General features: G+C 60.3%; 11 protein-coding genes, 1 tRNA gene and 1 pseudogene. 6 read left to right on the top strand and 7 right to left on the bottom strand.

The genetic code is table 11. The features are described 5' to 3' along the window. Window position 1 precedes the first annotated feature (1 nt). Window positions 2–74 (bottom strand) — tRNA-Glu (locus AC1RQB_RS21740). Between the two features lie 395 nt (window positions 75–469). On the opposite strand from AC1RQB_RS21740, the gene AC1RQB_RS21735 reads away from it, so the two are divergent. Beyond that, window positions 470–1,228, top strand: coding sequence for a hypothetical protein (locus tag AC1RQB_RS21735; protein ID WP_063341246.1), 759 nt, complete (start codon window positions 470–472; stop codon window positions 1,226–1,228). A gap of 193 nt (window positions 1,229–1,421) precedes the next feature. Here AC1RQB_RS21735 and AC1RQB_RS21730 read toward each other — a convergent pair whose 3' ends face one another. The 4 genes and pseudogenes from AC1RQB_RS21730 to AC1RQB_RS21715 form a co-directional block, all read right to left on the bottom strand. Beyond that, a complete protein-coding gene (locus AC1RQB_RS21730) occupies window positions 1,422–2,126 on the bottom strand; it encodes a methyl-accepting chemotaxis protein (protein ID WP_404943046.1) in 705 nt (234 codons plus the stop codon). Window positions 2,127–2,330: 204 nt separating this feature from the next. Beyond that, window positions 2,331–2,507: pseudogene (locus tag AC1RQB_RS21725) on the bottom strand (HAMP domain-containing protein); the annotation flags it as partial. Window positions 2,508–3,564: 1,057 nt separating this feature from the next. Next, on the bottom strand, window positions 3,565–4,944 hold the full coding sequence (locus AC1RQB_RS21720) for an aminotransferase-like domain-containing protein (RefSeq protein WP_063341248.1): 1,380 nt from the start codon (window positions 4,942–4,944) through the stop codon (window positions 3,565–3,567). 294 nt (window positions 4,945–5,238) lie between these two features. Then, window positions 5,239–6,000 (bottom strand): SDR family oxidoreductase, encoded by a 762-nt coding sequence (locus AC1RQB_RS21715; protein WP_063341249.1) that lies wholly within the window; start codon window positions 5,998–6,000, stop codon window positions 5,239–5,241. A 236-nt stretch (window positions 6,001–6,236) separates the two neighbouring features. On the opposite strand from AC1RQB_RS21715, the gene AC1RQB_RS21710 reads away from it, so the two are divergent. Further along, window positions 6,237–7,241, top strand: a complete 1,005-nt coding sequence (locus AC1RQB_RS21710) for an NADP-dependent oxidoreductase (protein WP_063341250.1) — start codon at window positions 6,237–6,239, stop codon at window positions 7,239–7,241. Window positions 7,242–7,370: 129 nt separating this feature from the next. On the opposite strand, the gene pyrF is transcribed toward AC1RQB_RS21710, so the two are convergent. After that, window positions 7,371–8,069: an orotidine-5'-phosphate decarboxylase gene (gene pyrF, locus AC1RQB_RS21705; RefSeq protein ID WP_008011684.1), complete on the bottom strand. Its 699-nt coding sequence runs from the start codon at window positions 8,067–8,069 to the stop codon at window positions 7,371–7,373. Window positions 8,070–8,361: 292 nt separating this feature from the next. On the opposite strand from pyrF, the gene AC1RQB_RS21700 reads away from it, so the two are divergent. From AC1RQB_RS21700 to xopAW, 3 genes are all read left to right on the top strand, one after another. Further along, a complete protein-coding gene (locus tag AC1RQB_RS21700; protein WP_008070269.1) occupies window positions 8,362–9,120 on the top strand; it encodes a response regulator in 759 nt (252 codons plus the stop codon). Next, a complete protein-coding gene (locus tag AC1RQB_RS21695; RefSeq protein WP_008070270.1) occupies window positions 9,120–10,172 on the top strand; it encodes a sensor histidine kinase in 1,053 nt (350 codons plus the stop codon). The genes AC1RQB_RS21700 and AC1RQB_RS21695 overlap by 1 nt, the downstream gene beginning before the upstream one ends. 236 nt (window positions 10,173–10,408) lie before the next feature. After that, window positions 10,409–11,257, top strand: coding sequence for a XopAW family type III secretion system calcium-binding effector (xopAW, locus tag AC1RQB_RS21690; RefSeq protein WP_063341251.1), 849 nt, complete (start codon window positions 10,409–10,411; stop codon window positions 11,255–11,257). A 349-nt stretch (window positions 11,258–11,606) separates the two neighbouring features. Here the strand turns inward: xopAW and AC1RQB_RS21685 are convergent, their stop codons facing one another. Continuing rightward, window positions 11,607–18,725 carry a retention module-containing protein gene (locus AC1RQB_RS21685; RefSeq protein WP_063341252.1) on the bottom strand — a complete coding sequence of 2,373 codons (7,119 nt, stop codon included), beginning with the start codon at window positions 18,723–18,725 and terminating at the stop codon, window positions 11,607–11,609. A gap of 591 nt (window positions 18,726–19,316) precedes the next feature. Here AC1RQB_RS21685 and AC1RQB_RS21680 point away from each other — a divergent pair. After that, window positions 19,317–20,675: a TolC family outer membrane protein gene (locus tag AC1RQB_RS21680; RefSeq protein WP_063341253.1), complete on the top strand. Its 1,359-nt coding sequence runs from the start codon at window positions 19,317–19,319 to the stop codon at window positions 20,673–20,675. Window positions 20,676–20,770 lie beyond the last annotated feature (95 nt).

Below are 20,770 nucleotides of genomic sequence, written 5' to 3'. Positions count from 1 at the left end.
GCGTCCCCTAGGGGACTCGAACCCCTGTTACCGCCGTGAAAGGGCGGTGTCCTAGGCCACTAGACGAAGGGGACACACGTACAACATTCACTCCCTACCGCGTTTCGCTGTGTGCTTTACGCTGTAAGTGGCGCGCATTCTATGGATGGATTGAGGGGTCGTCAACCCCCAGATATAAATTTATTTAAATCAATGACTTCGCCCTGCTTTCAGCAGCGTTTGAGGCTTTTCCGTCGACTGACCTTTGGCGCCTATATTCTGGCATCCAGCAAGGCGCTATAGTCCGGCCAGGATGATGGCAATGTGCATCTCGCACGCTATTTACTTATCTATGCAGCGTTACGGCCGATATAAGCAGAGTCATTGCCGATTCAACTCGTCGAGCGACCCTAGGCGCCCAAATGCCAAGCTACTACACTCGACTCGCACGCGAACCCTAATAAAAGAGGTCTTACCGGTGACACCACTCATGATCACCCTGCTAGTCGTAGCCGGGATCGCACTATTGATCGCCATTGGCTACATGAACCATGTGGTGGAGAACAATAAGCTGGAAAAGGCCCGCACCAAGGTTGAACTCAATGACCGCCTGCGTCGCTGCGGTGAAATCACCGAGACCTTCCCCGGTCAGTTGATGACACCGCCCCTCAAGCTGCTGTTGACCCGTCTTGAATTGAACGTCTGCCAGCGCTTGCTGAACCTGGAAAAATCCAACAGCACCTTAAAGGCACGGATTGCCGAGCTGAGTGCCCTCGTCGCCCAAGGCGAATCGATCCCGGTCAACAATCCGCCGGCACCGATCCAGACCGAAGCCAAGGCCAAAGACGTGCGCTTTTTGCTCGAAGCCTTGCACGGTCAGATCACCCGCGCGGCACAGGACGGTTTCCTGCCGCCCAACGAAGCCAAGCGCTGGATCCGTGAAGTGCGCCACATCCTGGTCCTGCTGCACATCGAATTCTTCAACAACCTGGGCCAGCATTCCCTGCAACAGAACCAGCCCGGCCAGGCTCGTCTGGCCTTCGAACGCGGCGTGCAATACCTGCGCAAACAACAGGAACCGCAGATTTACGCTGAACAGCTGGAATACCTGGAAAAACTCCTGGCCCGCGCCAACGCTCAGGTCATGGACACCATCGCCCCGGTTGAAGGCGAAGTGAACCAGTTGACTGAAGGTCTCAAAGACGTCGAGGCTGATGCCGACTGGAAGAAAAAAGCGATCTACGACTGATCGTGCAAATGCTGAACGCCACTGGTTCAGGTTAATGCCGGTAAGTTCAGACGCAGAACCTGTGGGAGCGTGGCTTGCCCGCGAAGAACGCTGACGCGTAGCACCTGAAATACCGCGGTGCATTCTTCGCGGGCAAGCCACGCTCCCACAGGATTTTCGTCGCTCAAGCGTTGGGAGTGTTGGAGGGCAGCGCTTACAACCTGAAATGCCCCACCATCCCCTTCAGTTCACCCCCCAGCTGCGCCAACTCAATACTCGACGCGGCATTGCCCTGCATCGCCAGCGACGACTGATCCGCACTGGCGCGGATACTGGTGACACTGCGATTGATCTCCTCGGCCACTGAACTCTGCTCTTCCGCAGCCGCTGCGATCTGCTGGTTCATCTGCTGAATCAACGACACCGCTACCGCAATGCTTCCCAACGCGCTCTCGGTCTGCAATGCATCGCTCACCGCCAGTTTCACCAACTCGCCGCTGTTCTGAATCTGCTGCACCGACGACTGCGCCGCCGAGCGCAAGGCACTGACCAGCTGTTCGATTTCCTCGGTTGATTGCTGGGTTCGCTTGGCCAACGCCCGAACTTCATCGGCTACCACCGCAAACCCCCTGCCCTGCTCGCCGGCCCGAGCTGCCTCGATGGCCGCATTGAGCGCCAACAGGTTGGTTTGCTCGGCAACGCTTTTGATCACGCTGAGTACCGTGCCAATGTTCTGGATTTGCGCACTGAGGCTTTCGATGCTGGAGCTGGCCGAGGTGGCCGAGTCCGCCAATTGTTCGATCCGTGCCATGCTCTGACGCACCACCTGCTGACCGCTTTCGACCTTGTCGTCGGCAGTCTGCGCCGCCTGGGCGGCCTCTTCCGCGTTACGTGCGACGTCGTGCACCGTGGCGGTCATCTGATTCATCGCGGTGGCGACCTGCTCGGTTTCTTCCTTCTGGCTGCTGACTTCAAGGTTGGTCTGTTCGGTTACCGCCGATAGCGATTGAGCAGAGCTTGCCAACTGTTCGATACCGGCCTGCAAACCACTGACGATATTGCTCAGCCCTGCGCCCATTTGCTGCATGGCTTGCATCAACTGGCCGATCTCATCACGGCGGGTCACTTCAATCGTTGCACTCAAATCGCCCGCGGCGATCCGTTGAGCAACACCAATTACGCTGCGCAGCGGCGCGACGATCAACCGGGTGATCACCCACGCAGCAATCAGCCCCACCAGCAAGGCCAGTGCCGAAGAACCGATGATCAACAGCGAGTTCTTTTTCAGCTCTGCCTGCATCGACAGGTCTTCGGCAACGTAGGCCTGATCCACCCGTTCCACCACTTGAGCGGCGCGCTGGTGGAGTTGCTCGTAGACGGTTTTTTCTTGTGCCAACAGTCCGGTGTATTCGGCGAGTTTTTCACTGAAACCGGCGATGTGACCGGACACTTCATTGAGGACGGTCTGGTAACCCTCATCCTTGATCGTGGTTTTCAGTTGCTCGGCCTGGGTCAGCGCCTGATCGGCCTGCTCGATCTTGCCCTGCCCGCCGCTGTCGTCGCCCTTGCGGCTCTGGTCCAGGCGTACGCGTGCTTCGTTCATGGCCTGCAACATCAGCCGTGCAACCTGGCTGACCTGATTGGCTTGTTCGATGAATTGCGCGCCGTCCTTGCCCTCGGATTCCTTCAAGGTATAGGCACCATCATCGGCGAGCCCGGCCTGCAGCACGTCCAGGTTATTGGCCACGCTGGACACCGACCAACTGGCCATTTCCAGTGCCAGGTCCTTGGCCTGACTCAGCGAGACAAACTCGTCAAAAGCCTTGCGATAGGCCCCCAGAGATTGTTCGACGTCATTCATGATCGGCACATTGGCCGCCGACTGCGCCTTGAGTCCGGTCGCCAGAGCGATCAGAGCGTCCACCCCGGCGTGCAAGGCGTCCACGGTTTTCGGATTACCGTGCAAGGCGTATTCCTGCTCGAGCAGGCGAACCTTGAGCAAACCGCTGTTGAGCGACGACATCTGCTTGAGCCCGTCGAAGCGCTGACTGATGGTTTGCAGGGACCATACGCCGATGGCCGCTACCAGTGCGGTCAACAGCAGCACCAGTACAAACCCGACACCCAGTTTTTTCGCCATACCGAGGTTGGCAAAACGTCCTTGCACGGCCGAAATCATTGCGCTTAGTCCCCTGCCATTGTCTGTTGATGCAGATTCGCAACGGGCTTGTGCCAACACAAGTCTCTGGCTGCGGAATAATGGCAAAAAGCTACGCCCGCGTCGCTTTCAGAACGCTCGAGGTCGATCCTCAGGATCTGCTGACGTTTGGCAGCGCAACGCGGTTCGTCACCAAACGTCAACAGACCCTGGCGGTGGCCTGAAAAAATGCCCGGGCGCGAGGATCACAGGCATAAGCTATGTTGATCCGCTGCCAGTCATGAGCCTGGCCGGTCGGACTGAACGCCGTCGGGCAAGACAGCAGGACACCGAAGCGCCGAGCCTGAGTGCGCACCTGAGCATAGTCAGCGTTGCGCGATCGCGCCCAGATGAACAGGCCGCCAACCGGTTTGCCGAAAACCTCCCATTCCGCGTCTTCGAGGACCTGCAAGGCTGCGTCCCTGCCAATACTTAAACGCTGGCGCTGACGCTGCACCAATTTGCGGTAGGCACCGCTGGCCAACAGACTCGCCAGCACCGACTCGCTGAACCGTGAAGCGCCCATGCTGCTGATCATCTTGACCTGCGCCAGTCGCGAAATCACATCGGCACTGGCCACTACAAAGCCAACCCGCAACGAACTGCTGAGGGTTTTGGAGTAGCTGCCGACGTAGATCACGTTGTCATCGATGCCCAGTGCCGCAAGGCGCGTGCCGGGACCGCTGTGAAAATCCGCATAGACGTCGTCTTCGATCACCCGCACGCCATGGTTTTTGGCCAGTTGCAGGACCTGCTGAGCCACCCCCGGGGTCAAACTGCTGCCAGTGGGGTTGTGATAAAAGCTGTTGATGAACAAGCCACGGGGTTTGTACTTCAGCAGCACTGCCTCGAGTGCTTCGGTGTCTGGCCCGCGCGGGGTTCGTGGCACTTCGATCATGCTGACCCCGTGCAGCCTGAGCAGATCGAACAGCATCGAATAACCGGGACTCTCCACCACCACGCAATCGCCCGGTTTGAACAGCGTGCGTACAATCAGATCGAGCCCATGACTGGCCCCTGCCGTGGTCAGTATTCGGCTTTCATCCACCTCGATACTCAGTTGTTTCAACCGCTTGAGGATCTGCTGGCGCAAAGCAGGCAGGCCCAGCGGCGTGCTGTAGTTGAACAACCCGGCCATGTCGGTGCGACTGACCTGGCGTATGGCGTAGCTCAGGTCGTCAGTCTCGCGCCAGCTTTCGGGCAGGCCGCCGCAACCCAGTTTCAGTTCCTCGACATGGCCGCTTTGCTTCTCCTCAACCCCTTCGAACCAGGGAAGATCGCATTGCTCCTGAGCGGCCAGCACCGTTGCCGCGACAAAGAAACCCGCCCCGTTACGCGTCTCCAGTACCCCTTGAGCCACCAGCCGTTCACAGGCCTCGACGACACTGGATTGACTGAGCAGATTGATCCGCGCGATTTGTCGCACGGAAGGCAAACGCCCCCCCGGCGTCACCTCGCCGCGACGGAGCCAGTCGGCCAATGCGTCGACGATTTGCTGCACGACAGGCACCAATGCCTGTCGATCGATTCTCAACTCCATGAGCAAGCAAACTCCTGTTCGTTTTGCGGGGAACAGTTAATCACAGGAGCGCTTCAGGGGATGTGCGACAACGCCGCCAAAACCCTCAGATCTAATCATTTGAAACACATTGACCGGCGCCTTCACGGAATCAACGCCGATGTGTGTAGTGCTGAGATACCTGTGGCGAGGGAGCTTGCTCCCGCTTGAGTGCGTAGCACTCACAAGATTTTGGGGCCGCTACGCAGCCCAGCGCGAGCAAGCTCGCTCGCCACAAAGGTAGGTGTGCCTGATTCTGCATCACGACCTAAAAAGTTAAAACGCCGTGACCCCACCATCCACCGCCAGCGAATGACCGGTGGTGAATGCCGCGCCGTCGCTGCACAGGTACAGCACCGCGCTGGCAATTTCTTCGACCTTGCCGATACGCCCGACCGGGTGCATGGCGTTGGCGAACTCGCCCTTCTTCGGGTCCGCTTCATAGGCTCGACGGAACATGTCGGTGTCGATCACCGCCGGGCACACCGCATTCACGCGAATCTTTTTCTTGGCGTATTCGATGGCCGCCGATTTGGTCAGGCCGATCACCGCGTGCTTGGAGGCTGCGTAGATGCTCATCTTCGGCGCAGCGCCCAAACCGGCGACCGAAGCGGTGTTGACGATCGCGCCACCGCCCTGGGCCAGCAGCAACGGCAACTGATACTTCATGCACAGCCAGACGCCTTTGACGTTGACGCCCATGATCGCGTCGAACTCATCGATCGTGCCTTCAGCCAGTTTGCCTTTCTCGATTTCGATACCGGCATTGTTGAAGGCATAGTCGAGACGGCCGTAGGTATTCACCACCTCGTCCATCAGATTTTTTACCTCGCTTTCCACCGTGACGTTGCAGCGCACGAAGGTCGCTTCACCGCCGGCGGTGCGAATCAGCGCCACAGTGCCTTCACCACCGGCCGCGTCCAGATCTGCGACCACCACTTTCAAACCTTCGGCGGCGAACGCCAAAGCGGTCGCGCGGCCAATACCGTTGGCCGCGCCTGTCACAACGGCGACCTGGCCAGAAAACGTCATGCTCATTGTTATGTCCTCAGAAGGAAGAATGCAGGGGATCGCGTGTGCCCAGTCTAGTCACAGGGGCGTATGGCACGGCAGCACTATCAGAAGGCCGGTTGGGTGCCCATGAGTTGCAGTGATAGAACGGGCGCCATGACTATCACCACACTGGATTGATGTGCATTCGTAGCGTCAGCCAACCTTGCAGCATCGCCCATGAAGGTCTATCAACAAGACTTCATTCATCTTGAGTGCCTGTCATGACTACCCAGACCAATCGCCAGTTCCTGCTCGCCAAACGTCCCGTGGGGCCGGCCACCCGTGAGACGTTCACCTATCAAGAAGTACCGGTCGGCGAACCGGCGGCGGGTCAGATTCTGGTGAAGAACGAGTACCTGTCACTGGACCCGGCCATGCGTGGCTGGATGAACGAGGGCAAGTCCTACATCCCTCCGGTCGGCATTGGCGAAGTGATGCGTGCATTGGGCGTAGGAAAAGTCATCGCTTCGAACAATCCGGGTTTCGCCGTGGGGGACTACGTCAACGGCGCCCTTGGTGTGCAGGATTATTTCCTCGGCGAGCCACGAGGTTTCTATAAAGTCGATCCGACACTGGCACCGCTGCCGCGTTATTTATCCGCGCTGGGCATGACCGGGATGACCGCCTACTTCGCCCTGCTCGATGTCGGCGCGCCGAAAGCCGGTGACACCGTGGTGCTGTCGGGCGCGGCTGGCGCGGTGGGCAGCATTGCCGGGCAGATTGCCAAGATCAAAGGCTGCCGGGTGATCGGCATTGCCGGCGGCGCGGACAAGTGCAAGTTCCTGATCGATGAACTGGGTTTTGACGGTGCCATCGACTACAAAAACGAAGATGTACACGCGGGCCTCAAACGCGAGTGCCCGAAAGGCGTCGACGTGTATTTCGATAACGTCGGCGGCGATATTCTCGATGCCGTGCTGAATCGTCTGAACATGAAGGCGCGGGTGGTGATTTGCGGTGCCATCAGCCAGTACAACAACAAAGAAGCGGTCAAAGGACCGGCCAACTACCTGTCGCTGCTGGTTAACCGCGCCCGGATGGAAGGCTTTGTGGTGATGGATTACGCCGCACAGTTCGGTGCTGCCGGGCAGGAAATGGCCGGCTGGATGGCCAAGGGGCAGCTCAAGAGCAAGGAAGATATCGTGGAAGGACTGGAAACGTTCCCGGAGACGCTGATGAAGTTGTTCAGCGGCGAGAATTTCGGGAAGTTGGTGTTGAAGGTTTAACGTATTACCTGACGACAACAAAACCTTGTGGGAGCGGGCTTGCCCGCGATGAGGGCGTGTCAGTCAACATCAATGTTGTCTGATACACCGCTATCGCGGGCAAGCCCGCTCCCACAGGTTTAGTGGCGTTTAAGCGAGTTCGGCCACTACCGCCGCCAACGCCTTCGCCGGATCCGCCGCCTGGCTGATCGGACGACCGATCACCAGGTAGTCGGAACCGGCCTCCAGCGCCTGACGCGGGGTCAGGATGCGGCGCTGATCGTCCTGGGCGCTGCCCGCCGGACGAATCCCCGGGGTCACCAGTTGCAGCGAAGGGTGCGCGGTTTTCAGTGCCCGGGCCTCCAGGGCCGAGCAGACCAGACCGTCCATCCCGGCCTTTTCCGCCAGCGCGGCCAGGCGCAGCACCTGCTCCTGCGGCTCGATGTCCAGACCGATACCCGCCAGGTCCTCACGCTCCATACTGGTCAGCACGGTCACGCCGATCAACAGCGGTTTCGGGCCGCTGCGCTGATCGAGCACTTCACGGCAGGCAGCCATCATGCGCAGACCACCGGAGCAGTGCACGTTGACCATCCACACGCCCATTTCCGCGGCGGCCTTGACGGCCATGGCGGTGGTGTTCGGAATGTCATGGAACTTGAGGTCCAGGAACACTTCGAAGCCTTTGTCGCGCAAAGTGCCGACGATTTCCGAGGCGCAACTGGTGAACAGTTCTTTACCGACTTTGACCCGGCACAGCTTCGGGTCCAGCTGATCGGCCAGCTTCAGTGCGGCGTCACGGGTAGGGAAATCCAGGGCGACGATGATAGGCGTCTGGCAGGCGGACATGAGTGGGCTCTCAGGCAAGTCGAAATCGGCGCGCATTGTAGCGGAACCAGCGCCGCTGCGGGACCCGATGATCGGTAATTCGTCGTCGCGGCTTAGACAAGACTAGCTCCTGCGACAATTGTGTCGAGTTCGGTACACACACGACACGCCCACAACACCCTTCAGCGCTACCCTCGGCAGCCGCAACAGGTCCTACAGCACTTCCCGCCTCACGGCCGGACGCCTATGCTGAAGCCACAACCTCGCAGCCTATCTTTGTGGTTGGCAGCCTATCTGGCAGATGAACGCACGCATGCACAACTCCCCAGCACCTCTGAACGACGATCAAAAAGCGCCGGCCGACGATAAACGCTGGAGCATTCGCGCCCTGATCGTCGACGATGACGTCCCGATCCGTGAACTGATGATCGACTACCTGGCCCGATTCAATATCCACGCCAGCGGTGTCACCGATGGCGCCGCCATGCGTCAGGCGCTGCAAGCCGAGCATTTCGACGTGGTGGTGCTCGACCTGATGCTGCCCGGCGAAGACGGTTTGTCGTTGTGCCGCTGGTTGCGCGCCGAATCGGACATCCCGATCCTGATGCTCACCGCCCGCTGCGAACCCACCGACCGGATCATCGGCCTGGAACTGGGTGCCGACGACTACATGGCCAAGCCATTCGAGCCACGGGAGCTGGTCGCACGGATTCAGACCATTCTGCGTCGGGTGCGCGACGACCGCACCGAACAGCGTGCGAATATTCGCTTCGACAACTGGCGCCTAAACAGTGTGCTGCGCCAGTTGATCGCCGCCGATGGCCTGGTGGTGCCGTTGTCCAACGCCGAATTCCGTTTGCTCTGGGTGTTCATCGAACGTCCGCGCCGGGTACTCAGCCGCGAACAACTGCTGGACGCCGCCCGTGGTCGCTCGATCGAAGCCTTTGATCGCAGCATCGATTTGCTCGTCTCGCGCCTGCGCCAGAAACTGGGTGATGACCCGAAAGCCCCACAACTGATCAAGACCGTTCGCGGCGAGGGTTATCTGTTCGACGCACGAGACATCGGCTGATGCGTACGCGCTTCGATACGCTGTTCGGCCGCCTGTTTGGCGTGCTGCTGCTGGCGATCGTACTGGCGCACCTGTTGGCGTTCTTCTGGTTCAGGCATTACGGTCCACCGCCTCCCCCTCCTGCGCCGTCGGAATTTTCCGAGCGCTTTGACGGACAACGCCCACCACCAGACCCGCGCTTCGGCAACCGGCCGCCACGGCCGTGGTTCGGCGGGCCGCTGGTGCCGCTGACCTTTCAGTTTGTCTCGCTGATCATTGCCGCCTGGTACGGCGCCAAGCTGCTGACCCGCCCAATTCAACGCCTGAGCGACGCTGCCGAGCGCCTGAGTGAAAACCTCGATAGCCCACCGCTGGATGAGTCGGGCCCACGGGAAGCGCGACAAGCGGCGCACACCTTCAACCTGATGCAGAAGCGCATTCTTGAACAGGTGCAGCAGCGTTCGCGGATGCTTGGCGCGGTGTCCCATGACCTGCGCACGCCGCTGTCACGGCTCAAGCTGCGGCTGGAACAGATCGACGACGACAAGCTGCAAGGCCAGATGCGTCAGGACCTGAACGACATGATCAGCATGCTCGATTCCACCCTCACCTACCTGCACGAACAGCGCACCAGTGAGGCGCCACAATGGATGGACGTGCAGGCACTGGTGGAATCCCTGAGCGAAAACGCCCAGGACCAAGGTTCCAATGTCCAGGCCAGCGGCCATTGCGCGCCGTTGCAGGTTCAGCCGATGGCCCTGCGCTCGTGCATCAATAACCTGCTGGACAACGCCCTGCGTTATGCCGGGGACGCGCTGATCACGCTTGAGGACAGTCGCGAGGAACTGGTGATCCGGGTCATCGACCATGGCCCGGGTATCGCGGCGGATAAACGTGAAGCGGTGTTTGAGCCATTCTTTCGCCTGGAAGGTTCACGTAATCGCAACTCCGGCGGCGTCGGCCTGGGCATGACCATCGCAAGGGAAGCAGCGGAGCGGTTGGGTGGGCAGTTGAGTCTGGAAGAGACTTCCGGTGGTGGTTTAACCGCCGTCATCCGCCTGCCCCGCCTCTAAGCCACAACGACTCCCCTGTGGGAGCGGGCTTGCCCGCGATAGCGATCTGACAGACAACATCGATGTTGAATATGCTGGCCTCATCGCGGGCAAGCCCGCTCCCACAGGATCGTAGGCGGGCCTGATATCTGTTTGTGTACCGGACGGTACAAACCCCACATACCCACGACAACTCCCCCCTTGAGGCTGCATAAGCCGGTGCACTCACCGGTTTCCCATTCCAAGGAGTGAGCACAATGATCGGCAGTGTCAGCAGCAACTACACGAGCTATACCAGCACCAGCAGCACCTCCACCAACAGCGCCCGCGGCCAGCAATTCCAGAAAGATCTGCTCGCCAAACTCGACAGCAACAGCGACGGCGCGGTGGATCAGGACGAACTCAAGAGCGCTCTGACGCAGAAAACCGATGACGGTTTGCTGGTCAGCCTGAGCAAGAACTTCAGCGATCTGGACAGCGACGAAAGCGGCAGCCTGAGCAGTGAAGAGATGGCCGCGATGGCCCCTCCACCGCCACCGCATGATCAGGCACCGAGCACCGAACTGGCCGATGCGCTGATCAGCGCTCTGGACACTGACGGCGACGGCGCCATCAGCAGCGATGAACTCAGCAACGGCCTGACCAGCGCCGGCAGCACTGCCGACAGCACGGAAATCTTCTCGGCGCTGGACAAGAACGAAGACGGCACCGTCAGTCAGGACGAACTTGTCGCCAGCCTGACCCCTCCGCCTCCACCGCCTCAGCAGGTGTCCAGCGAAGAGCTGTTCAGCCAGCTCGATACCGACAGCGACGGCAGTGTCACAGCCACCGAACTGAGCAACGCCCTGGCCAGCGATAGCACCTCGTCGACCAGCACCGACACCAGTGCCGCACTGCTCAAGATCCTGGACAGCGACAGCAGCGGTGGCGTGAGCAGCGATGAACTGAAAACCGCCCTGCAAGCCGGCCGCGAGCAGAACACTGACAGCTCCACCAATCAGTTCAACGTGACCGAAGCCCTGAACAAAATGATCGCCAACCTGAGCAAGCAGTATTCGCTCGACAACGTGGCGACCGTGGGCAAATACCTGAACGAAGCGACCTGAGTCAAAAGCTTCGCGGGCAAGCCTCGCTCCTACTGATGTGCAGGGCACTGATGCCACGTCCCCCCGTAGGAGCGAGGCTTGCCCGCGAAGAGGCCCTAAGCCCCAACAAAATACCAGGGCCGGATATCTGAATCCGGGCCTGGCTTTTTTGCTTCAGCGGCACAGGGTTGGTAGATCAAAAGATCGCAGCCTTCGGCAGCTCCTACGCGCGATTGTGCTCAACCGCGATAGGGCGGTGAACACCGAATCTGGAGCTGCCGAAGGCTGCGATCTGTTGACGTTCAAAAACCCAAACAACAAAAAGCCCGCCATTTCTTTCCAAAGAAATGGCGGGGTTTGTACTTTCAGATCACACAGTATCCACCTTCAACGAATGGTCATTGAGCATGCCGTTGATGATCGTCGCCGTATCCGCGCCGCCGGCAATCACCCCGCCCGCCCCGGGGGTGACGCCGTAGTGGCTGGCCAGGTTCACGCCGGCAAGGTCGATGGTCTGGTTCGGCGTAGCGCCGGCCATGGCGCTGACGTCGATGCTGGTGATGACCGATGCGCCGCTGCCGCTGACAGTGAAGTGCAGGTAGTCATCCAGCGATGCCGCGGTGCCGTTTTCCCCTTGCAGCAGTTGCGACAGGTCGAGTTTGTCGGTGCCTGGGGTGAAGTCGGTGATGACGTCGTGGCCGCTGTTGCCTTTGAGCCACTGGAAGGTGTCGGCGCCGCTGCCGCCGGTGAGGGTGTTGTTGCCCAGGCCACCGATCAGGAAGTCGTCGCCGCCCCCGCCGTTGAGCACATCGTCACCCAGACCGCCGTTGATGATGTTGCTGTTGTTGTCACCCATGAGGCTGTCGTTGAAGTTCGAGCCGGTGAGGTTTTCGATGCCGGTCAGGGTGTCAGTGCCGGCGCCAAGGGTGTCTTGTGCGGAGAGCAGGCTCAGGTCGGCGGTGACCCCGGCAGTGGCGTGGGCGTAGCTCGCGGTGTCGTTGCCGGTGCCGCCGTCGAGCAGATCATTGCCCGCGCCACTGAACAGCAAGTCATTGCCGGCGCCGCCGTGCATTTCGTTGTTGCCGGAACCGGCGGTGAGCACGTCATTGCCGTCACCGGCATTGATGACGTTGTTGCCCGCGCCCGCCACCAGTACGTCGTCACCTGAAGTGCCGGTCAGCGTATGGCCATCCTGATAGCTGATGGTCACATTGGCCGAGTCGCTGCCGCCATGGTTGTCGTTGACGGTGTAGGTGCCGTGGAAGTCCGGCGTGGTTTCGTGGGCTCCGGCGTAGTTGACGGTCATGGTCAGTTGGTAATTTTCCGACCCCTTCCCGCTGTTGCCCGGACCACCATCGTCGATGTTGGTAATGTGAATCTGGTATGTGCCGTCTGCCGAAGCGGTGATGGTCTGGCCGTCAGCGATGGCAATGAAAGCGCCGCCGTTGACCGAGTACTCCATGGTGACGTGGCCGGCCGCCAGGTTGTGGTCCAGGTTGAGGGTTTCACCCTGCTTGAGGTTGACGGTGATCTGGTCCTCGTCGTTGGTATTGTTGCTGCTGACCGCCCCCAATGCCCCGCTGACCACCAGCACCGCAGTCATGGCTGCCGTGTTGGCGACGAATGCGCTACGGGCGATGGTCACTGCCTGGTTATTTCCGGTGAAGCTGAAGTTCGAGTTGGTACCGGTGAAGTCCGCGCCCTTGGTCAGCCAACCGGTGTTGAAGGTGGTTGGCGATGCAGTGAGCGCATCGCCATCGGCATCGGTGTCGTTAGCCAGCAGCAGCTCTCCCGGCACCACAAGGCTGCCCGACAACACGTTGGTGATGACATGGTCATCGACCGCCACCGGTGGCGTGTTCGGAATCACGTTGATCACCAGCGTGGAGCTGGCCAGATCGCCGTCGTTGTCGCTGGCGGTGAAGCCGATGTTTTCGGTGATCACCGCCGCCGTGGTTTTCTGCGAGAGGTAGGTGTACTCGCCGGTATCGAGGTTCACCAGCAGCGTGCCGCTGTTGTCGGTAGCGATGCTCAGGGTGTTATCGGCGGTGTTGAAGGTGCCGTGGTTGACGCCGCCGCTGAAGATCAGCGAACCCTGATTGCTGTTGCCTTTGGGGTCATAGGTATAAGTGGTGCCATCGACGGTGATGGTTTTGATGAAGCCGCCATCGGCGCCGAACGTACCGCCCTCGCCCTCGCCCAGCAGCAAGCCGGTGACCGGCGCGCCTTGCACGGTGCCCGAGAGTACCGAGTTGAGTTGATTGAGGTCGGTCACTGCCACGGCATTGGTGTCGGTGTGCGTGCTGCCGTCATAGGCCACTGGATCGAGGCTGTCATTACTGACGCCGCTGCCCAGGCCGATGGCGTAGTTTTTGATGCCATTGGCGTCGAGGAAGACTTTGAGCGCGGCCTCGTCCGCGGTGCCGATGTCGCCTTCGTTGGGTTTGCCATCGGAGAAGAAGTAGCCGACGTTCTGCGCCCCGGTGAGTTTGCCCGAGGTATCGAACGCGGTTTGCATGGTCGCCACGGCCACGTCGTAGTTGGTCCCGCCACCCGCCGTCAACGTCGCGATGATCGACTTGGCCGTCGCCACATCGACCCACACCGAGGTCTGGTCCGTGGCGCTACTGCTGAAGGTGACAACCTGCACTTTCACATCGCCCAGATTGTCGTACTTGTCGAGCAGTGTGCTGATCGCCTGTTTGGCCAGCTCCAGTCGCGACAGGCCCGATACACCGGAGGGATCGTCCATGCTTCCGGACACGTCGATCACAAGCAGCAGGTTGGAGTCGATCTGCACCGCGGGCACCGAACGGTCCGAGGCGACGGCGTTAGACGGCACGTCATCGACGATGCTGACCACAAGGGTGCCGGTGGTGCTGTTGCCCACCGAATCGGTGGCGGTGTAGGTGAAGCTTTCGTTCAGGGTGTTCGCGCCGTCGTTGGCGTTCGGCGACGTTTTCGGCGCCGAGGTCAGGGTGTAGGTGTAGCTGCCGTCAGGGTTGAGCAGGATTTGCCCGTAGGTTCCGGTGGCGCTGCCGACCAGGGTGTAGGTGATTGCGCCGGTGGCGCCGGTGACCGAACCGACCAATGTCCCCGAACCGGTTTCTCCCGTGTTGCCAGGCTCGCTGCCGATGACCGTACCCGCCGCCAGGTCCTGCCCGTTCTGGGTCAAATCCAGGGCTTTTTCGTAGACCGTCACGTCGGTATCGGTGGTCGTTACGAGGCAGTTGTTGTGGACGTCGATGGTCAGGATGGTGGTGCTTTCATCGCCATCGGCATCACGCACGGTATAGGTGAACACATCCGTGGCGCCCGCCTCGCCGACCGAGTTCGGATTGCTGTGGTACACGGCGTTGCCGCTGGCATCCAGCGTCAGGTAGCCGTAGGTGCCGTTGATTTGCGTGTTCAAACCGCCGATGGCCGAAGTCGAAGTGTCGCTGCCGGCCCGCACGCCGACCACTGCACCACCCGACGCAGGGCCGTCAGCACCGAGCACATCGTTGTGCAGCACATTACCACTGACGGCCCCGCCCTCTACCACCGCGACTGAATCGCAGTAAGCAGTCGGCACGTCATCGACGATGGTGATCACGATGGTACTGGTGATGCTGTTGCCCACCGAATCGGTGGCGGTGTAGGTGAAGTTTTCGTTCAGGGTGTTCGCGCCGTCGTTGGCGTTGGGCGAAGTTTTCGGCGCAGAGGTCAGGGTGTAGGTGTAGCTGCCGTCGGGGTTGAGCAGGAGTTGCCCGTAGGTGCCGGTGGCGCTGCCGACCAGGCTATAAGTGATCGCGCCAGTGGCGCCGGTGATGGAACCGGCCAGCGTGCCGGAAGCGGTTTCGCCGGTATTGCCAGGGTCGCTGCCGGTGACCGTGCCTGCTGCCAGATCCTGGCCATCCTTGGTCAAATCCAGCGCTTTCTCCTGAACCGTAACGTCGGTATCGGGAGCCACAACGAGGGAGCAGTTGGACACGTCGATGGTAATGGTCGTGGTGCTTTCATCGCCGTCGCCATCGCGCACGGTGTAGGTGAACACGTCCGTAGCGCCCGGCGCGCTGACCGAGTTCGGGTTGCTGTGGTACACGGCGTTGCCGTTGGCATCCAGCGTCAGGTAGCCGTAGGTACCGTTGATTTGGCTGTTCAAGCCGCCGATGGCCGAGGTCGAAGTGTCGCTGCCGGCGCGCACGCCGACCACTGCCCCACCCGCCGCTGGGCCGTCGGCACCGAGCACATCATTGCCCAACACATTACCGCTGACGGTCCCACCCTCCGCCACCGCGACTGCATCGGCGTGAGCGGTGGGTACGTCATCGACGATATTGATCACGATAGTGCTGGTGACGCTGTTGCCCAAGGGATCAGTCGCTTGATAGGTGAAGCTTTCACTCAGGGTATTCGGCCCGTCATTGACGTTGGGCGTGGTCGCTGGCGCGGAGGTCAGGGTGTAGGTGTAGCTGCCGTCGGGGTTGAGCAGGATTTGCCCATAAGTCCCGGTGGCGCTGCCAACCAAGGTGTAAGTGATCGTGCCAGTGGCGCCAGTAACCGAGCCCACCAACGTACCGGAGCCGGTTTCACCGGCATTGCCCGGCTCGCTGCCGGTGACGGTGCCTGCTGCCAGGTCCTGGCCATCCTGGGCAAGATCCAGGGCTTTTTCGTTAACCGTCACGTCGCTGTCGCTGGCCGCTACGAGGGTGCAGTCCGCCACGTTGATGGTGATGGTTGTGGTGCTTTCATCGCCATCAGCATCGCGCACGGTATAGGTGAACACGTCCGTGGCGCCCGGTGCGCTGACCGAATTCGGGTTGCTGTGGTACACGGCATTGCCGTTGGCATCCAATGTCAGGTAGCCGTAGGTGCCGTTGATTTGCGTATTCAAGCCGCCGATGGCTGAAGTCGAGGTGTCGCTGCCGGCGCGCACGCCAACCACCGCACCACTGAGTGCCGGGCCGTCGGCGCCACCGACGTCATTGTTCAGCACGTTGCCCGAGGCCGTTGCGCCCTCCGCTATCGTGGCGAGATCAGGATTGGCGGTGGGCAAGTCATCGACGATGTTGACGTTGATCTGACCCAATGCCGTGCTGCCATCGACGTCGGTGGCGACGACGTTGAGGTTCTCGGTGATGCTGTTGGTGCCGTCGGCGTTCGGATGGGTTTCGTTATCCGTCAGAGTGTAGCTGTAACTGACTACGCCGGTGGTGCTGTTGAAACCGGTGACGGTCAGCGTATTGCCGAGCGCGGTGACAATCGATTGCGGGAAGCCGGCGACCACGCCACCGGTGACCACTGCGATGCCGCCCACGGTCAGGGTTTGCAAACCGTCGAGGGCGGTGACGGTGAAGGTGCCGCTCTGGGTCAAGGCAGGTGTGTTGGGGTTGGTGCCGTCGCTGAGGTTTTTCTCGTAGACGGTGAGTTCGCCGCCGTCGACGTTCAGGCCATCGAGGGTCACTGGGTCATCGTTGTTGTGAATCTCCAGCACCAGCGTCGCGGTGCTGGTATCGCCATCGGAATCGGTGAGGGTGTAGACGAAATTCTCGGTAGCGCTTCCCCCACCGTTCAAGGCTTTGAAGTCGGCATCGCTGGTGTTCAGGGTGTAGGTATAGGTGCCGTTGGCGTTGAGTAGCAGGGTGCCGTAAGTCCCGTTGAACGTGCCGCCGATGACCGGCCCGCTGTCGGGGCCAGTAGGAATGCGGTCAGCGCCCTGGATGTCGTTGGGCAGCACGCTGCCGATTAACGTCAGCAGGGTTTCCGAGGCGGTGTTGGCATTACTGTCGTCCACGGCTTGTGGCACGTCATCGACGATATTCACATCGAGAATGCCGTGGGCGGTGGTGCCATTGTCGTCCACCATGGTTACCGCAAATTGCCCGGCGAGCCTGTCGGCGCCGCTGGCATCCGGGTGCGCGTCGTTAGCGTTTAGGGTGTAGCTATAAGTGATCACGCCGGTGGCACGATCAAACCCGGTGATGGTCAGCGTATTGCCGAGCGGCGTGATGAACGTCTGCGGGAAGTCTGCTGCCAGACCGCCAAGCACCACGTTGATTGCACCGACGCTAAGGGTTTGCACACCGTCTGGCGCCGTGATGGTGAAAGTGCCGCTCCGGGTCAGCGCCGGTGCATCGGGGTCACTGCCGTCAGCGAGGTTTTTCTCGTAAACAGTCAACTCGCCGCCTTCGGCATTCAGCCCACCGATGATCACCGGGTCATCGTTGTTGTGAATCTCCAGCACCAGGTTCGCGGTGCTGGTATCGCCGTCGGCATCTGTCAGGGTATAGATGAAGGTTTCCGTAGCGCTGCCGCCGCCATGCAAGGCTTTGAAGTCGGCGTCGCTGGTGTTCAGGGTGTAGGTGTACGTGCCGTTGGGGTTGAGCACCAGCGTGCCGTAAGTCCCGTTGAACGTGCCGCCGATGATCGGCCCGCTGTCGGGGCCGGTGGCAATACGGTCGGCGCCCTGGAGGTCGTTGGGCAGCACGCTGCCGGTCAGGGTCAGCAAGGTTTCCGAGGCAGTATTGGCGTTGGTGTCGTCAATGGCTTTGGGCACATCGTCGGTGATGTTGACGTCCAGCGAACCGGTGGCGGTATCGCCATTGCTGTCACTCGCGACCACAGTGAACTGTTCACTGAGGTTGTTGGCGCCATCGCCAGCCGAGTGGGTTTCGTTGCCGACCAAGGTGTAGCTGTAACTCACCACGCCGGTGGCCGGGTTGTAGCCGGTAATCGTCAGGGTGTTGCCCAATTGAGTGGTGATCGACTGCGGAAAACCGGCGGGCACACCGCCACTGATCACGTTGATCCCGCCGATGTTCAGGCTGGTCAGCCCGTCAGCGGCAATGATTGTGAAGGTGCCGTTTTGAGTCAGCGCTCCAGGGTTGCTGGCCGAACCGTCCGCCAGGTGGGCTTCATTGAGGGTCAGTTCGCCTCCCGCCGCCGACAGGCCGATGAGGGTGACCGGGTTATTCGGTGCATCGCCGCTATCGCCATTGTCTGGATCAGTATCCCGGCGCTCCAGGAGAAACTCCGGAATACCGTTGAAGCCCGCGGTGGGGAAACCAACCGTGGGATCAACCCGGCCCGCCACTTCCTCCAGCAACACAAAACTGTGACCACCGCCCAATCCACCCGGCGCGCCCGAGCCCGGTCCGGCGGCAGTGGCTTCGCCTGTTTGAGTCGGGTCGGCGCCGGCGGCAATGGCTTTTTGAAGTTGCTCGACATCGGTCAGTTGCGCCTGGCTCGGCGTTACCGCATCGGCGGTCTCCACATGCGGGACCTGATGCGCCAGTAATTGGGCCGTCATCTGCAGGCTGCTGTCACGCCCCAAGGTCAGCTCCTGGCCATTTTGCAGTTGCACCGCCACCGCGCCTTCGGCCCCGGTGACCAGTTGCTCGCCGGCAAACAGCCGATCGCCCTCGACCAGGGTGCGTCGGGTGCCATCACCCGCCACTGCGTACACCTGACCGATGACCTTACTGACGATACCGATGAGCGTTGCCATGTGCATTTCCTCCGCTGCCAACTGCTGTCGGCATCCTGTTTGCGCGAAGAACGTGCCCATGGTTCAAGCAGGTTGGCCTGACGGATCGTTTGCCGAGAAAGCGTTTACCTGACGTAAACCACTGCCTCCCGACACTTTCGCCAGGCATGTCGCTCGCAAGGGGAATTTCTGGATCGGGATAAAACCCTCTGCAATCAATGGCATCGGGATCCACTTCCGAAATAACCGCCCTGCTAACGATGCGTAACGGTTTTGAATCACTCGAGTGACAAAAAATTGTCGCCCCTAAACCGTCTCGCTTCCCTCCCCTCCAGCACTTCTTCGCTCTGTGTCGAAAAGTGAATTGAACTTTCCTCAAGCCCTTCGATGCTCCTGAGAGCTCATAAACAAAGGCTTTCGCATTGAACAATGTGCTGGATTTTTCAGAGCGCATAAGTTTTTTTCGGCATAAGCGTTATGAGAAATCCTTCTTAGCTTCGCGTCAGGATGTTCTTAGCTCTGTTGTAACAAGGGTGAGACGGTTTCACTTAAAAATAACGTCAAATATTTGGCGACTCACTAAGTACCATCAGGAATCAGGGAGAGGCATCCATGCGCGTTTTAACCCCCCTCTGCAGCGCGATTTTGCTGGCCATGGCCTGCACTTCTCAGGCTCAGGCGATGTCATTGACCGAGGCGATCCAGAGCACCATTGCGACCCACCCGGAACTGGCGTCGCGGGTCGATGCCCGGCTCTCGGCCGACGAGCAGGTTAAAGTCGCAAAAGGGGGCTTTTATCCATCGGTGGATTTGAACGCCGGCTACGGGCGCGGGTACAGCGATAACACCACCACTCGGGCGCAGGGCAATCACCACACCGAAATCCTCAACTACACCCAATCGGAACTGCGCCTGCGGCAGATGCTGTTCGACGGTTTCAACACCTCCAACGAAGTCGCGCGCACCAAAGGCGTGGCCAATTCGCGAGCCTATTACGCCCAGGGCACCGCCCAGGATCTGGCCCTGCGCACCGTCGAGGTGTACCTCGAAGTGCTCAAGCGTCGCGAACTGGTGACCCTGGCCAAGAACAACCTGCAAGCGCACATGCGAGTCAACGACCAGATCGGCCTGCGCACTCAGCGTGGGGTCGGCAGCAACGCCGACTCCGACCAGTCCACCGCTCGCCGGGCACTGGCGCAAAACAACCTCGACACCGCCGAAGTCGATCTGGCCGATGCCGAGACAAATTTCTACAGCGTCGTGGGGCGCATGCCCGATGAACTCGAAGCACCGCCGTCGACCCGCGGCGAATTGCCCGCCACCCTGCCGGAAGCCCAGCAGAGCATGGTGGAAAACAACCCGTACCTGAAATCCGCCCAGGCCGATGTGCAATCGGCCGAGAGCCAGTACGAAGTCGCCAAGTCTCCGTTCTACCCGCGTTTTGACGCTGAAGCGGCGGTGGGCGCGAATAACAATATTCAGGGCGACGAAGGCCACGACAACCAATGGCGAGTGGGTGTGGTGATGAACTACAACCTGTTCCGCGGTGGCAGCGACAAGGCCCGGCTGGCCTCCGATGCGCACCAGATCAACCAGGCGCTGGACATCCGCAACAACGCCCTGCGCCAGCTCAACGAGAACATCCACCTGGCCTGGAACGCCATGCTCAACGCCAAGAAACAAACCCCGACTGCCCGTGAATACGCCGAAACCACCACCCGTGTGCGGGCCGCGTATCAGGATCAGTTCGGCCTTGGTCAACGGACCTTGCTCGACTTGCTCGACAGTGAAAACGAGCTTTACAACGCCAACCGCCGCTACACCGAAGTGCGCTACACCGAGGAGTTTTCGATGTACCGCGTGCTGGCAAACATGGGGCAGTTGTTGAGCAAACAACGGGTGGTGCTGCCCGCCGATGCGATCGCCGCCACCGAAGTAAAAAACGAAGCTCGTTTGCCTGAACTGAAATGAAGTAGCTCAACGTGACCAATTGTGGCGAGGGAGCTTGCTCCCGCTGGGTTGCGCAGCAACCCCGAACACCGATTGAAGATGAAGACAGTGTGAGT

It is taken from the genome of Pseudomonas sp. GW822-FHT02E03 (assembly GCF_058802325.1).
This window is presented reverse-complemented; position numbering and strand designations above follow the sequence as displayed.